General features: G+C 58.3%; 14 protein-coding genes. 9 read left to right on the top strand and 5 right to left on the bottom strand.

What is annotated here, in order from left to right:
• Positions 1–36: 36 nt before the first annotated feature.
• From LQ956_RS06075 to LQ956_RS06045, 7 genes are all read left to right on the top strand, one after another.
• Positions 37–2,037, top strand: a complete 2,001-nt coding sequence (locus LQ956_RS06075; RefSeq protein WP_238629396.1) for an invasin domain 3-containing protein — start codon at positions 37–39, stop codon at positions 2,035–2,037.
• Between the two features lie 192 nt (positions 2,038–2,229).
• A complete protein-coding gene (locus LQ956_RS06070) occupies positions 2,230–2,712 on the top strand; it encodes a GspH/FimT family pseudopilin (RefSeq protein ID WP_238629395.1) in 483 nt (160 codons plus the stop codon).
• Between the two features lie 20 nt (positions 2,713–2,732).
• A complete protein-coding gene (gene pilV, locus LQ956_RS06065) occupies positions 2,733–3,194 on the top strand; it encodes a type IV pilus modification protein PilV (protein WP_238623126.1) in 462 nt (153 codons plus the stop codon).
• Positions 3,195–3,196: 2 nt separating this feature from the next.
• On the top strand, positions 3,197–4,222 hold the full coding sequence (locus tag LQ956_RS06060) for a PilW family protein (protein ID WP_238629394.1): 1,026 nt from the start codon (positions 3,197–3,199) through the stop codon (positions 4,220–4,222).
• Between the two features lie 9 nt (positions 4,223–4,231).
• Positions 4,232–4,741 (top strand): pilus assembly PilX family protein, encoded by a 510-nt coding sequence (locus LQ956_RS06055; protein WP_238629393.1) that lies wholly within the window; start codon positions 4,232–4,234, stop codon positions 4,739–4,741.
• A gap of 105 nt (positions 4,742–4,846) precedes the next feature.
• Positions 4,847–8,239 carry a pilus assembly protein gene (locus LQ956_RS06050; protein WP_238629392.1) on the top strand — a complete coding sequence of 1,131 codons (3,393 nt, stop codon included), beginning with the start codon at positions 4,847–4,849 and terminating at the stop codon, positions 8,237–8,239.
• A 5-nt stretch (positions 8,240–8,244) separates the two neighbouring features.
• Positions 8,245–8,592, top strand: coding sequence for a PilY2 family type 4a fimbrial biogenesis protein (locus LQ956_RS06045; protein WP_238623122.1), 348 nt, complete (start codon positions 8,245–8,247; stop codon positions 8,590–8,592).
• Between the two features lie 132 nt (positions 8,593–8,724).
• On the opposite strand, the gene LQ956_RS06040 is transcribed toward LQ956_RS06045, so the two are convergent.
• From LQ956_RS06040 to pilV (LQ956_RS06030), 3 genes are all read right to left on the bottom strand, one after another.
• Positions 8,725–9,951 (bottom strand): pilus assembly PilX N-terminal domain-containing protein, encoded by a 1,227-nt coding sequence (locus LQ956_RS06040; RefSeq protein WP_238629391.1) that lies wholly within the window; start codon positions 9,949–9,951, stop codon positions 8,725–8,727.
• A 121-nt stretch (positions 9,952–10,072) separates the two neighbouring features.
• Positions 10,073–10,642, bottom strand: coding sequence for a PilW family protein (locus LQ956_RS06035; RefSeq protein ID WP_238629390.1), 570 nt, complete (start codon positions 10,640–10,642; stop codon positions 10,073–10,075).
• A gap of 11 nt (positions 10,643–10,653) precedes the next feature.
• Positions 10,654–11,097 carry a type IV pilus modification protein PilV gene (gene pilV, locus LQ956_RS06030; protein ID WP_238629389.1) on the bottom strand — a complete coding sequence of 148 codons (444 nt, stop codon included), beginning with the start codon at positions 11,095–11,097 and terminating at the stop codon, positions 10,654–10,656.
• 356 nt (positions 11,098–11,453) lie between these two features.
• Here pilV (LQ956_RS06030) and LQ956_RS06025 point away from each other — a divergent pair, with 356 nt between their 5' ends.
• Positions 11,454–11,837: a type IV pilin protein gene (locus tag LQ956_RS06025; RefSeq protein WP_238629388.1), complete on the top strand. Its 384-nt coding sequence runs from the start codon at positions 11,454–11,456 to the stop codon at positions 11,835–11,837.
• A 3-nt stretch (positions 11,838–11,840) separates the two neighbouring features.
• On the opposite strand, the gene LQ956_RS06020 is transcribed toward LQ956_RS06025, so the two are convergent.
• Together LQ956_RS06020 and LQ956_RS06015 are read right to left on the bottom strand one after the other, a co-directional pair.
• Positions 11,841–12,308 carry a DUF4124 domain-containing protein gene (locus tag LQ956_RS06020; RefSeq protein WP_238629387.1) on the bottom strand — a complete coding sequence of 156 codons (468 nt, stop codon included), beginning with the start codon at positions 12,306–12,308 and terminating at the stop codon, positions 11,841–11,843.
• Between the two features lie 100 nt (positions 12,309–12,408).
• Complete coding sequence (locus LQ956_RS06015; RefSeq protein ID WP_238629386.1) at positions 12,409–12,888, bottom strand: tetratricopeptide repeat protein; 480 nt, start codon at positions 12,886–12,888, stop codon at positions 12,409–12,411.
• Between the two features lie 234 nt (positions 12,889–13,122).
• On the opposite strand from LQ956_RS06015, the gene LQ956_RS06010 reads away from it, so the two are divergent.
• Positions 13,123–13,545, top strand: coding sequence for a pilin (locus LQ956_RS06010; RefSeq protein WP_238629385.1), 423 nt, complete (start codon positions 13,123–13,125; stop codon positions 13,543–13,545).
• Positions 13,546–13,792 lie beyond the last annotated feature (247 nt).

Here is a 13,792-nt window from a genome sequence, read left to right as displayed (position 1 = left end):
CAGAACATGATTAACAGACATTCAGACATCCTAGGAGTGAAAATCGGCGGCATTCTGGCGGCGGCGTTACTGCTGTTCGCCTGCGGAGGGGGGGATAACGGCGGATTCTCGGGCGATGATCAGCCGGGCCCCGGCACTCCGATTGCCGACAGCATCCAGGCCTTTGCCGTCGACAACAAGGTACAGATCAACGCCGACGGCTCGGACTTCGCCGACATCAGCGTCCTGGTCAAGGACGCCCGGAACCTCCCCGTGGGCGGCGTGCCGGTGGTCATGTCCGTTGACCCGGACGGGTCTCGGCCCGGCAGCCAGGGTTACAACCTGGTCGTCGACAGCGCCGTCACCGCGGAAGACGGCACGGTGACCGCCCGTCTCCGCAGCAGTCAAAACCTCCTCGCCGGCAACGCCGTGGTCACCGCCAGGGTGGAAAACACCAGCCTGAGCACTTCCATCGGCTTTGTGTTCGTCGGCCCCGGCCTCACCGCCAGTCCCAGCCAGCTGTCGATGGTGCAGGGAGAGCGGGACACCATCACCGTGACCGCCACCGCCGGTGCCGGCGCCCCGGGCAGTAATCAGACCCTCTGTATCGACGCCCCGTCCATCACCCAAGTGGTTGCCGATGCCGGGGTGAACACCGCCGGCCCCGCAGGCTGTCCCGCCTCGGTGGTCACCAACAGCAACGGCGTGGCCACCTTCAGACTGGATGCCCAGACCCTGGGCACCGGCACCCTGCGGCTCACCGGCCTGGGACTGACCGTGGACATCCCCGTTGCCGTGGTTGCGGCGGGCGTACAGTTCTCCACCCCGTCACAGGAAGACGCCTTCGAATTGACGGAAGCCGTCGATATCGTCGTTCAGGTCCCTGCCTATACCGGCAACCTGCAGTTGGCCACCACCTCCGGCATCATCAACGGCGGCACCAACCTGGCCGTGGTATCCGCCATCGGCGGCACGGCCACCGCCACCCTTACCGGCTTCAGCAGCGGCCGCATCACCCTATCGGCGGAAAAACAGGACGGTTCCGGCGAACGGGCCACCACCACCTTTTTTGCCTTCGATGACAGCCCGCTGATCCCGGACCAGACCAACGTGGCCATCCAGGCCAGCCCGGCCACCCTGGCCGTGGGCTCCACCAGCACGGCCGACATCACCCTGACGGCCACCCGTGATCTACCCGGTCAATCCAACGACATCCCCGTGCCCCCGGGCGAACTCATCACCTTCGAGTTCGATGGCCCCAGCCAGGGTTCCAGCCTCAGCAGTCCCTATGCCTATACCGATGAAGACGGCATCGCCTCCGTGCGCTTCCTGGCGGGCGGCACCGCTTCATCAGGCGAGGGCGTGCGGGTACGCGGCTGCATCACCTCCATCAACAAGTGCGCCACGACCACCGTCACCCTGACCAATCGGCCGGGCTCCCTCACCATCGGCCTCTCCAACACCATTGGTGCCACCAACAACGACACCGCCTACGTGCTGCCCATCTCGGTCATCGCCACCGACATCAACGGCGGCGCCCTGGAAAATGTAAACGTCTCCCTGCGAGCCTGGCCCACCCGCTACCGCACCGGGTTCCGTGACCTGGAAGGCGACCTGATTCCGGTGGACACCCTGGCCAACGAGGATACGAACCGGAACGTGGCCCGGGACCTCAACGATGACTGGTCCACCACCTCCCGCGTCGGTGTCACCCTGGGACTGGCCCCCATTCGCCAGCGGTGTGAACCCGCCGACGGCCCCGAGCCCTCGCCTGCGGTCACCGACAATCTCCAGGCCTACCAGGCAGGGTGCAAGCTACTGCCGGAGTCATCGGTTGCCAGCCTGCCCGGCGTGGTCACCACCGATGAGAATGGTCTGGCCACCTTCAATCTCACCTATCCCAAGGACCGGGCTCAGGTGGTGGAGATGGAGGTTCTGGCCACCACCCGGGTACAGGGCACTGAAGTGCAAAGCTCCCGTATCTTCTTCCTGCCCCGCGAGGAAGAAGATGACAACCTGCCTCACTCCCCTTACAACATTTATTTTGAATCTCAATAGTGTTGGATGTTGACGCGGGGGCGCAATGCCCCCGCGCAGGGCGCCCGCTCAACCAAAGCCTACCGGCCCCATCGTCGCTTTCCTTTACACATCAAAGTGTTGCCCAAAACCACAGTCCCGATCATTCCCCCAAAGATTCCGTTCATCGACCCGGCAGCGACTGCGGCCCGATACCCGTCTAGACTCTATGCCATGAACAGAGCCAACGGATTCACACTTGTCGAGTTGATGGTCACCCTGGCCGTGGCCGCCATCCTGGCAACGGTGGCAGTGCCTGGTTTCACCCAGATGATCCAGAGCAACCGGGTCACCACACAGACCAATGAACTGGTATCCGCCTTCGCCCTGGCACGCAGCGAAGCCATCAAGCGCGGGGGCCAGGTTTCCGTGACCGCCACCGGCAATAATTTTGCCAACGGCTGGTGCGTGCATTTGGGAGCAAACTGCACCGATACGGACATATTGCGGCAGTTCCCGGCAATGAAAAACATGACGGTCACCCCCGGCAGCCAGGCAGCCATCCGCTTCGATGGCCGTGGCGCCAAGACAGAACCGGCCGGGGTGATCAGTCTGGAAATCAAACCCCAGGGATGCCCATCCGGAAAGGCCGGCATGCGCCGGACCCTGGAAATTCACAATACGGGACGCTCCAGCGTTACCTCTGGATCTTGTTGATCACCGAAGGGGAGTCGCAAATGGAATGCCGTCGCACCACATCTTTCCCTCCCCCACCGCAACAAGGCTACACCCTGATCGAAGCCATGGTCGCGGTTCTGGTCCTCGCCATCGGCTTGCTGGGACTTGCCGGTCTGCAAGCCACCGCCATCCGCTTCAATCACGATGCCCAGCTTCGCTCCCAGGCAACCTTCCTGGCCTACGACATCACCGAGCGCATGCGCGCCAACCTGACCGGCGCCTACGAATCCGGTTTTTCCGGCAACCCGAACTGCGATACGGACTTCACCCCTTCCGGTACCGCGCCGGCCTCCGACGATCTGGAAGAATGGCGAAACCTGCTGGCCTGCCTCTTGCCTCGGGGGGACGGCGCCATCATCCGGGCCGGAGACACGGTCACCGTCCACATCCAATGGAATGAGCGAGAAGACCAGAACGCCGACTTCCTTCAGCAGTTCGAGTTCAGCACGAGGCTGTTTTAGCCATGGACAGACCCGACATCGCCAGCCTGCCTCCTTGCGCACGCCGTGAAACCGGGCTTTCCCTGGTCGAACTGATGGTGGCCATGGTCATCGCCCTCATCATCACCGCCGGAATCATCCAGCTATTCCTGGGCACCCAGCAGACCTACCGCCTCCAGCAACAGCTGTCCGTGATTCAGGAAAACGCCCGTTTTGCCACCGACGAGATCAGCCACGCCGTACGCATGGCCGGCTTCGTGGGCTGCGTAAGAGCCAACGAAAACCTCAATGTCAACATCATCGCCAGCCCGGCCGGCTCCGTGGTCTTTGACGTCGATCAGGTGCTGGACGGGCTCGACAACGTCCCCGCCGGCACCACCCTCGGCGGCCGTGTCGTGACCGAGGGGACGGACCTGCTGATCATGACCGGCGGTCGTATTCCCGTCGGACGCCTCATCGAGGAAAAGGTGGCCAATGCCAACGCCAAGCTTGAAAGCAACGTGGGGCAGTGGAAGGCCGGAGACATCCTGATCATCTCGGACTGCGAGTCCATGGATATTTTCAGGGCCACCAACGTTTCCCAGAACACCTCGCCCATCACTATCGCCCACGCCTCGTCAAGCAATACCACCAACTTCCTGTCCAAGGTCTACGAAGAAGGCGCCGACGTCATGTCCTTCCTTCAGACCACGTTTTTCATCAGCCAAAGTGATGCCGTCCCGGCCCTGAATGCACTCTGGCGACGGACATTTCCCGGTCAAGTGGAAGAGCTGGTCACCGGGGTCGAAAACATGCAGATTCAATATGGCGTGGACACCAATGAAAACGGCCTGATCAATGTTTACCGGACCGCGGATCAGGTCACCGCCACGGATGATTGGCCCAACGTCCTGAGCATACGCATCAGCCTCCTGCTGGCATCCTCGGCCGACAATACCCTCGACGCGGCTCAAACCGTCTATTTTAATGGTGCGGCCTTCACCGCCGAGGACCGACGAGTCAGACAGGTGGCCACCACCACCATCGCCATTCGCAACCGACTGCGCTGAGGTCGCCCCATGACCGGCCATCCCCTGAAGAGCGCGCCATGCCAGCAAGGCTCGGCTCTCATCATCGCCCTGGTCTTTCTGCTGCTCATGACCATGGTGGGCGTCTCCGCGCTCCAGCAGACGACACTCCAGGAACGCATGGCCGGCAATTTGAGAGACCGCAACCTGGCCTTTCAGGCCAGCGAGGCCGCCTTGCGGGCCGGTGAACGCTGGCTGGACGAGGGTGCCAACATGCTGATCGCCGAAGGCACGGCGACACCGACCGACCCCAGGAGCTGGGATGGTGCCGCATATTCCGGGATCTACGCGATGAATGATCTCCAACTTGCGGACGATCCAAGATATCGGGTGTCCACCCCGCGCCTGGTGCGCGAACGCTCAGTCGATATCGCCGGCGAGGGTGCCGCCGGGGCCGGCAGTGTCCTGAGCTATTATCCCGTCTTGTCCCGTGGCGTCGGCGGAACGGATTCGGCCATCGCCATCGTGCAGAGCTACTGCCTCTGGCCCTGCAGACCTTAGTGACCCACGGACGCACGAAATCAGGAGTTGCCAATGATGACATCCAGTCCCCTCCAACGGCGGCCCCAAGCCCGCCCACTGTCCGCCGGACTCCTGGGATTTGGCATGGCACTGTTCACGGCGCTCCCCGCCGCCGCCCAGGTCAACATCGCCAACGCCCCCCTGTTTCTGACCGCCAGCGTCGACCCCAACGTGGTCTTCATCATCGACGACTCGGGATCGATGCAATGGGAGACCATGCCCGATGAACTGACCAAGACGTTTGGTAACGATCTGAACAGCCAATACGTCATGTGGACCTTCCCCCGGGTGCAGAACCTGCACGGCGGCAGCCCGCAGTACAGCAACCAAAGGACCGTCCGCTTCACCCATAACAGCAACACTGCCTATTTCCGCTCATCCCACAACAACACCGTCTACTACAACCCGGCCATCACCTATAAGCCCTGGTTCAACGCGAATGGCACCACCCTGCCCAACGCCGATCCGGCAGCGGCCCCTAACCGCCCCCTGTTTCCGGAATTCGGGACGCGCAACCTGACGGTGGACAATACCCAGACCACAAACTGGCTCAACAACAACGGTGGCCACACCAATACGAGCCAGACCTTTTACCCGGCACTCTACTACCACTACAACAGCGGTTCGGTGACGAACGTAGACAGCTACACTCGGGTGGAAATCCGCTCCACCACGGAAAGTTACACCGGTCATGGGCGGCAAAGTCGCACCGATTGTAGCGGTGCGGCCAGCGCCACCTGCACGTATGCCGAAGAAATCCAGAATTTTGCCAACTGGTACAGTTACCATCGAAGCCGCATCTTTGCCGCCCGCGGCGGTATCGGCGCCGCCTTTGCCATCCAGCCGGAAAACCTGCGGGTAGGCTACGGGGCGATCAACAAGGGCTACAGCAACATCGATGGCATCAGCACACGCACCGTGGTGAGCGGCGTACGGCCCTTTTCCGGCAGTGACCGGGAAGCCTTTTTCAATGCACTCTACACCCGAGCAGTCCCGGGTGCCGGCACGCCCCTGCGCATGGCCCTCAGGGGCGTGGGCGAATACTATGAGCGCACCGATGATCGCGGCCCCTGGAGCAGCACCCCGGGCCAGAGTGGCGGCCAGGACCTGAGCTGCCGCCACAGCTCCGCCTTCCTCATGTCCGACGGTTACTGGAACGGTCCGGAACCGGGCGTGGGCAATCAGGACGGTGACGGCAACACCAATCTGACCGGCCCCGGTGGTGTCGCCGGCGGCTATACCGTCTCGGCACCTTTTTCCGACACCCATAGCAACACCCTGGCCGACGTCGCCATGAAGTTCTGGAAAAACGACCTTCGCCCCGACCTTCCCAACCGGGTCCCCGTCAGCGAACGCAACCCGGCCTTCTGGCAGCACATGGTCACCTATACCGTGGGACTGGGGGTGTCAGGCAGCATCGACAAGGACCAAGCCTTCCAGGCAGCCACGCCGCCCTACTCGGCCCTGTCCACGCCCTGGCCCAATCCCCACCCCAGTGACGCCGACTCCGCCAAGATCGATGACATGCTCCACGCGGCCATCAATGGCCGCGGCGGTTTTTTCAGTGCCTCGGACCCCAAAACCTTTGCGGACGAACTGGCCGCGGTGCTGGAGGAATTTATCGGACGGGTGGAAAGCTCCGCCACCTCCGCCGCGGCCAGCTCGGCAGTCCTGCAGGAAGATACTCTGCTCTACACCACCGGCTTTCGGTCCGGTGACTGGTCCGGCAGCCTGACGTCTAAACAGATCGGCGAAGGCGGCAACCTGGACGGCAACTGCCCGGCCTGCTGGGACGCCGAACAGAAGCTGCGTGCCAAAGGGCATGCGGCTCGAAACATCGTCACCACCAATGGCACCGGACAGGGCATCTCTTTCCAGCCCGGCGCCCTGACATCCGCCCAGATCAATGCCCTCAACCACACCCCTAGCGGCACTCAGGACAACCTCGCCGCCGAACGGATAGCCTGGCTGCGCGGCGATGAAGCGGCCCACCAGAGCTTCCGTAGCCGCTCCGAGTCCGGACCGGCCCGATTGCTGGGAGACATCATCAACTCGGATCCCCAGTTCATAGGACAACACTACAACGGCTTCAGCCGTCTGCTGGGAGCACCGGCCTTCAGACAGCGGGCGCGGGTGATCTATGCCGGTGCCAACGACGGCATGTTGCACGCCTTCGATGCCGACTCCGGGGAGGAGTTGTTTGCCTTTATCCCCGGCGAGTTGCTGAAACCCGAACCGAACACCTCGTTTTCACCCTTGGCCCGCCTCATGGACCCGGAATACAGTCACCGCTTCTATGTGGATGGAACCGCCTATGTCGACGAGGCCCAGATCGGCGGCCAATGGAAGACCATATTGCTGGGCACCATGGGGGCTGGCGGGCGCAGCATCTTCGCGCTTGATGTCACCGACCCGTCAAGCTTCGGCCCCACCAAGGTGCTATGGGAATTCACCGACAATGACCTGGGTTACAACGTGGGGCAGCCCACCATCGCCCGCGTCGGTAGCAACGGTGAATGGGCCGCCATCTTCGGCAACGGCTACAACAGCAACAGTCACCAGGCGATGCTTTTTGTCGTTCGCCTCAGCGATGGCCAGCTGATCCGCAAGATCAGCACCGGCACGGGTAGCGGCGGCTCGCCCAACGGGCTGGGGGCGCCACGCTGGACCGACTGGCCGGACCGCAGCCTGAAGGCCACCAGGGCCTATGCCGGTGATTTGCAGGGTAACCTGTGGCGATTCAACCTCAGCCACAACAACGCCGGTCAGTGGTCCGCCACCCAGCTGTTCACGGCCCAGGACCCCGGCGGCAATCCTCAGCCCATCACCTCGGCCCCCGTACTGGCCCTTGACGAAGACGGCGACAACATCATGGTGGCCTTCGGCACCGGCAGCTATTTCCGGGTGGAGGACGGCGGCAGCCCCGGCAATCAGGTACAAACGATCTACGGCCTGGTGGATACCAACAGCCTGATCAGCGGCCGTAACCAGCTCCTCAAGCAGGAAATCGTCGCGCAAGGCTCCCACACCACGGGGGGCAGGAACTACACACTTCGCCGGATCTCCGACTACGATCTCCAGTCCAGCCACCGGGGCTGGTACATCGACCTGAGTTGGATCACGGGGGAACGGGTGATCAGTGGTCCGACGCTGCCGCGCGGCTTCAACGAGCAACGGGTGCGCTTCACCACCATGATCCCGGATGAAGACCCCTGCGGCACCGGCCGCAGGGGGTTCCTGATGGAACTGAACCTGTTTTCGGGATCACGGCCGGACCGTGTGATCTTTGACTTGAACGAAGACGGCGAGTTTGACGCGGACGACCACTGGAATAACGCGCCCCCCACCGGCCTTGAATTCGGCACGGGAGAGCGCCCCATCAGTGTGTCCGGCTATGTCTTTGACGGTCAGGGCAGACGGATCACGGTCGAAGACCCCCGGATGCACGGACGTCAGTCCTGGCAACAACTGAGGTAACGGATATGGATTGGCACAACACCACCAACGCCCGCCTCGTCGGCGGGCCATGGATCGGCAAGGGCCTGCGGGTCATGCTGCTCGCGGCGCTTGGTGCCTTGCCGGTCACCACCCTGGCAGACCCGGTCAGCATCGTGGGGAACATAAACGCCGTGGATATCGCCCGAGGCAGCATCATCATCGATGAAACCGTCTACAGGCTGAGCAGCAATCTGAAGATCACCGCCCTGGATGACGGTCGATCACACTTTGAGCAGCTCCGGCCGGGGACCTACATCAGCTATCTCACCACGGGGTCGGGTGATGCCATCAGTGTCACCCACATTCAGATTTTGGATTATTTGCCTGAATAAGGAAGTTGTAAATATCAACCGTGGAGGGGCTTGGTCTTATCCCGAACCATTGCCATCATCGCGGACATGGAAAAGGATTCTCGACCAAGCTCCTCCAGAAGCAGGAGAAACATTCCTGCCAAATCAAAACGGTTAATGATACGACCAGCTACTCAGAGAAGACCGACCCTGCCCCTCCACGACCTCGTTATCCACTGACTCCACAGGATTCCACATTGCCTTGGCCTGTTCATTCAACAACTCACGAGCCGCGACAAGCGCACCTTCGTCATAGCGATAAGTAGAAGTGCCACCACCATCAACATCAAACTCAAAATTTGCCTCTGCATTACCAAACTGCCATTGTTCATCACAGCCTATCACCGGATTTGCAAAAACAACCGAACCGCCAAGATTGCCACCCTTCCCGCCACCGGACACATTGAAGCTTTGACCGGTCACAATAATCAGACCATCGAAATTAGGCGTGCCACTGAAGCTAAGATTCCCCTCGACAAGGAGAATCCCCGCACCGGAATTATTACCCTTCAGCTCTAAATTGCCTTGAACCACAGTAATCTTCAAAGCGCCCTCGGAGCCCATATTGTCAGGCGCACTACCGGCAATAGAAGGATTGTCAATCACCGTCTGCTTGATCTGAGAAATAAAACCCATCAAAGCTTCCGGATTACCAAAAGGCGTATCAAAATCGACCTCGGCTATCCCTCCATGATAGTTATCCATTCGACCCTTAGCTTCGATATCCTCAACAATAATGTCATAGTTTGATTTTTCGGGAACCACTTCCTTGCATCCACCGGTCCCATCGGACACCGTCTGGCGCTGAGCATCCATCCGTGTTGTTGCTATGGCCGGACCAATATAACCACCCTCACCATCCCCTCTGCCATATACTTTAAGGGCATTGGAATTCGCGGTATCGAATGAACCGATGGTGCCTATGATGTTGATCGCCGCGGTCCTACTCAGGACCGGGTCGGCGGGGGAATAACAAATCAACAAGACCCTCTCTACATTTGTTGCGACAACGCGCCCCGTGCTTTCAATTTGAAACTGCGCCGGCGGTTCACAATGATCACCATCACCGGCGGGAATAATATTGGCAACCCACTCAATATCTACATTATTGCGCTTAAAATCATCAGTAACAGTGGTTGGGCAATTCCCCGCGTCACACTCCAGCTTCGCTGCAACCAAGCCTGTCTCGGCAGCAAAAAAAGCCTCGGCCATCTGCCGCTGATTACCAGCCATGCGCTCATTCATTTGAGAACTATTCATGCTGGCAATGCTGATAATGGTCAAAAGCAACAACATGACAAGACTTACAACCAGCGCCACACCCCGTTGTTGTGTGTACATAATGGAACTCCAGAACAAAATGAAAATTCTGATTGAGCATACCCAAAGAACCGGCAACAATCAGACTCGAACAAGCCTCAGTTGAGCATCAAAACCATACAACAGAAAACCACAGAGCAATCTAAATCATATTGATCACTCTATTACGCAAAGCCACATTGAAAACAAGCTCACTCGCCACCGCACCCGACACCACCAAAAACTCAAAACGAACCAAAACCGCATTATCCGAGACATCACATGAAGCGACAGGAGCAAAACTTGCCGCGTCGACATCATATGTCATGCAGCCAACGCCCATGCTTTGAAACAGAAAATCGTCGCCCCCTCCCAACTCCACCACAACACCATCGTCATCTTCACATCTAAATTGACCCTGCACTAAAAAACACTCATAGCTTTCATCGCCATTCTGAAAACCAAGCCTGTTGCCGGCAGAATCCCAAACAACATTTTCGGCACCCCTCAGACTGACTACCAGATAATCGGAAAGAAACCCCACATTATCCTGCATTGCAGATATCCGCTGAAGGTCCGTATAGGACATGCGGGCACTTAAAAACACATGCCCGACTCCGGCCAGCACGATCAGCCCGAGCACCATTGCAATCATCAATTCAACAAGGCTGAAGCCGGATGAAAACCTGCGGAAATAATATTTTTTCTTCATGAGCGCCAGACCAGCCATCATTTAATCAGGAATCACCTGAGCAAGTTAACTCGATAAGAAAAAGAAGATTGTTGCTCTCCATCACCGGCAAAGCGCCCCTCATCCCATTCCACGGTAACCAAGTAAGTGCCGTCATCCAGCGCAAGGCTTGAACCCATCCCTCCTGGCAAACGAAAAATACCCGCATCCTGACCTTGCCAATCACTGAGCCATGCCGTTTCCAAGGCAGTGATATCCGCGGCATCAGGCGCCTTGTATGCACTTAAGGCCCAGAGCCTTTCACCTGCATCAATAGCCATCACACTGGCCACCGTCCTCATATAAGCAGACTGCCCGGATTGAAGCGCTTTGATTTGAAGCGCGGCCAAACCAAGCAACCCCATGGAAAGAACAACAACTGCAACCATGACTTCAACGAGAGAAAGACCTCTCTGGCAACGCATGCGTGGATGGGGAAAAATCATTGCTCTTGCCATAATGTTTTGCTCGGTTACATACTTCGCTGGTTGTCATGACCACAGATGAATCAGTGATATACCCCAACAACAAAGACCCTGAATCCAACAAATCATTGAATACCGGCACATCCAAATCAAAAAATAAATTACAAAAGACCAGAATCAATATTTAAAATCACAAACACCAGCCAAGGCTTAAATCATCTTAGATCAGTATAGCAGGACCAACCTCACCTCATTGACGAACTCGACAAACGGGGCATTAAAGTGAATGACCGGCCAAACAGGATAGTTAACGACTTGACAACCAGCGCCATCAATACATAATCAACGGCAAACCCACGGGAACACCATCACAACAGAGACAACAACCAATGAAACTGAAATCCACCGCAAAAGCCATCGCAGGGTTTACACTGATTGAAGTCATGATTGTCGTAGTCATCATCGGCATCCTTGCCTCGATCTCCTATCCTTCCTATGTAAGATATGTGGAAAGGACCCAGGCCACTGACGGAAAAGTTGCACTCCTGGATGCGGCGCAAAGGCTTGAGCGCTGTTATACAACACAGCTCTCATATGCAGGCTGCACCATCCCCGGTGAATCACCCGAAGGATTCTATAAGATTACTTCAGCAACCCCATCTGCCACCACTTTCACAGTGACGGCAACCGGGCAAGCCGGTCGCGTTCTTTCTTACTGCAGCAGCATGACCATCAACCAAGCAGGCGTGAGAACACCGGATGAGTGCTGGTAACATTTACAAATCAGGCCCTTGACTTCTCAGTCGGGCAATTTCTTCGTGCTGAGCCTTGATCTGCGGATCATAAAGAGACTCGACTTCTCGTAATTGTTTCGACAGGGAACGCAGCCAGCCGGTGTCGGTTTGCCGGCTCTGCTCCATCAGCATGAGACGATGGCGCTCATCGACCTCTGCCAGCTTGACGCGCCGCTCATGTTCAAGCCTTCGTAGTTCACGTTCGGCTTGAGCAAGACGCTGCCGATACTCCGTTTCCGAGGCATTGGCTCTGGCCATCTCCCGCATGCGCGCAGCACTTTCGGGATCCGATTTACCCGCACGGATATCAATGATTTCGGCATCGGGGGCGCAGGGAGCCTGGGAAAAGATTGCCTGACCATCAGGCCCTGTGCAGCGATAAACCTGCCCTTGAACCGGGCTGATCACGGCGACGAAAAGGATCGTCATTACCGAAGCCACTGATTTCATTTCGCTACCTCCAGCAGTAACTGGTAGCTAATTTGACAGCAAATCAGGCTGTTAGTGGGATTTCAGGCGACGAAAGGCCATTCAAAGTGGACGGAAGACGTCAGCGCGCCGCCCCCGAACCCACCAAGGCTTCAATCTGATACCGGCTGATGGAGTGGCCACGCTCGGCGGCGCGCCGGATCCAGGAGAGCCCCAAGGCCTCGTCCCTGGGCACCCCCTCCCCCGTGATGTGACAGCGGCCCAGCCAGTGCATGGCGTCCGGGTACTGCTGGTTCGCGGCGGCTGTCAGCCAGTGGATGGCCAGCTCTTGGCATCCGGCCTCCATCAACATCAGGGCCACGTCGTGGCGGGCCGCGGGGTCACCGGCGTCCGCCTGCTGGATGACGTGAAGATCCTCGTCTTCCAGATCCGGCAGGGGGATATCCCCGCGGATCAGTTCCAGCTCGATCCTGGCATGTCCCGGCCCTCGCCCTCCTGTCCTGCCCAAGCGCCTTACCGTGCCGGTGGCGATGCGCCGCCAGAGGGTCCTTCTGCTTAGACCGGTCAGCTGGATGGCCGATTCCAGGGTGATTGATGGCATGCGCGGGTCCTCCATTGAATGGAGTTTAGCGGGTGGAGTAATCCCGCTGGAAGGGTGTGGCATTGAAAAATAATGCCGACTATTTTAGTCGGCATTATGGAGTGGTGCCAGGGTGTGCTCAGGGGCCGGGCGTGAGTACCGGGCAAGGGGGGATTGGTACCGTTTATCTGCGGATCGGGGTTGGCATCATGCTTGCTCTGCTGGATGTGTCATCCAAATGAGTGGAGAGCTGTGATGCAGAATCAGAAGGGTTTTACTTTGATTGAACTGATGATCGTTGTGGCGATCATTGGGATTTTGGCGGCGATTGCGATTCCGGCGTATCAGGATTATACGGCAAGGGCAGAAGCATCATCTGGTTTAGCCGTTGTCAATCCATTGAAAACTGGTGTTGAAGACGCGTTGGCACGAGGTGAATCTGGATCAGGAATTGACCTTTCCGCCCTGGGAACAGCCGCCGATGCAAGCCCCCTGGGAACTACTGCTGTAAACATTGCAGATAATGGCACCGGCACGATCACCTTCACTTTCGATGGCGCAGCAGGACCTAAGATCAAGGATGCTGTAATCACTCTTACTCGTGACGAAGACGGTCGCTGGGAATGCACAACCGATACTGAAGAGAAATATCGCCCTCGCGGTTGTGGAGCTGAATAATACGGACAGAAAAAACCAAGTAGACTTACTCCTCCAAACCCCGGCCAAGCGCCGGGGTTTGCTTTTCCAGATCTAGCGCACTATCTAAAGAGTATCAAAAGGACACCCACTTTTCGCCGACCTCCCCAGAAATCTAAAGAACACCCACTTTCTGCCGACCTCCCCCACCCAAGAATCTAAAGGACACCCACTTTTCGCCTGAAGAATCTAAAGGACACCCACTTTTCGCCGACCTCCCCCGCCCTCT

The organism is Ectothiorhodospira lacustris, assembly GCF_022227845.1.
GTDB classification, from domain to species: domain Bacteria; phylum Pseudomonadota; class Gammaproteobacteria; order Ectothiorhodospirales; family Ectothiorhodospiraceae; genus Ectothiorhodospira; species Ectothiorhodospira lacustris.
This window is presented reverse-complemented; position numbering and strand designations above follow the sequence as displayed.

Excerpts from the sequence above, each read along its gene's own strand:
- pilV (WP_238623126.1), top strand. The coding sequence starts at position 2,733 with ATGGAATGCCGTCGCACCACATCTTTCCCTCCCCCACCGCAACAAGGC.
- LQ956_RS06050 (WP_238629392.1), top strand. The coding sequence starts at position 4,847 with ATGGCACTGTTCACGGCGCTCCCCGCCGCCGCCCAGGTCAACATCGCC.
- LQ956_RS06045 (WP_238623122.1), top strand. The coding sequence starts at position 8,245 with ATGGATTGGCACAACACCACCAACGCCCGCCTCGTCGGCGGGCCATGG.
- LQ956_RS06015 (WP_238629386.1), bottom strand. The coding sequence starts at position 12,888 with ATGCCATCAATCACCCTGGAATCGGCCATCCAGCTGACCGGTCTAAGC.
- LQ956_RS06010 (WP_238629385.1), top strand. The coding sequence starts at position 13,123 with ATGCAGAATCAGAAGGGTTTTACTTTGATTGAACTGATGATCGTTGTG.
- LQ956_RS06020 (WP_238629387.1), bottom strand. The coding sequence starts at position 12,308 with ATGAAATCAGTGGCTTCGGTAATGACGATCCTTTTCGTCGCCGTGATC.
- LQ956_RS06070 (WP_238629395.1), top strand. The coding sequence starts at position 2,230 with ATGAACAGAGCCAACGGATTCACACTTGTCGAGTTGATGGTCACCCTG.
- LQ956_RS06025 (WP_238629388.1), top strand. The coding sequence starts at position 11,454 with ATGAAACTGAAATCCACCGCAAAAGCCATCGCAGGGTTTACACTGATT.
- LQ956_RS06040 (WP_238629391.1), bottom strand. The coding sequence starts at position 9,951 with ATGTACACACAACAACGGGGTGTGGCGCTGGTTGTAAGTCTTGTCATG.
- LQ956_RS06060 (WP_238629394.1), top strand. The coding sequence starts at position 3,197 with ATGGACAGACCCGACATCGCCAGCCTGCCTCCTTGCGCACGCCGTGAA.
- LQ956_RS06035 (WP_238629390.1), bottom strand. The coding sequence starts at position 10,642 with ATGATGGCTGGTCTGGCGCTCATGAAGAAAAAATATTATTTCCGCAGG.
- pilV (WP_238629389.1), bottom strand. The coding sequence starts at position 11,097 with ATGGCAAGAGCAATGATTTTTCCCCATCCACGCATGCGTTGCCAGAGA.
- LQ956_RS06055 (WP_238629393.1), top strand. The coding sequence starts at position 4,232 with ATGACCGGCCATCCCCTGAAGAGCGCGCCATGCCAGCAAGGCTCGGCT.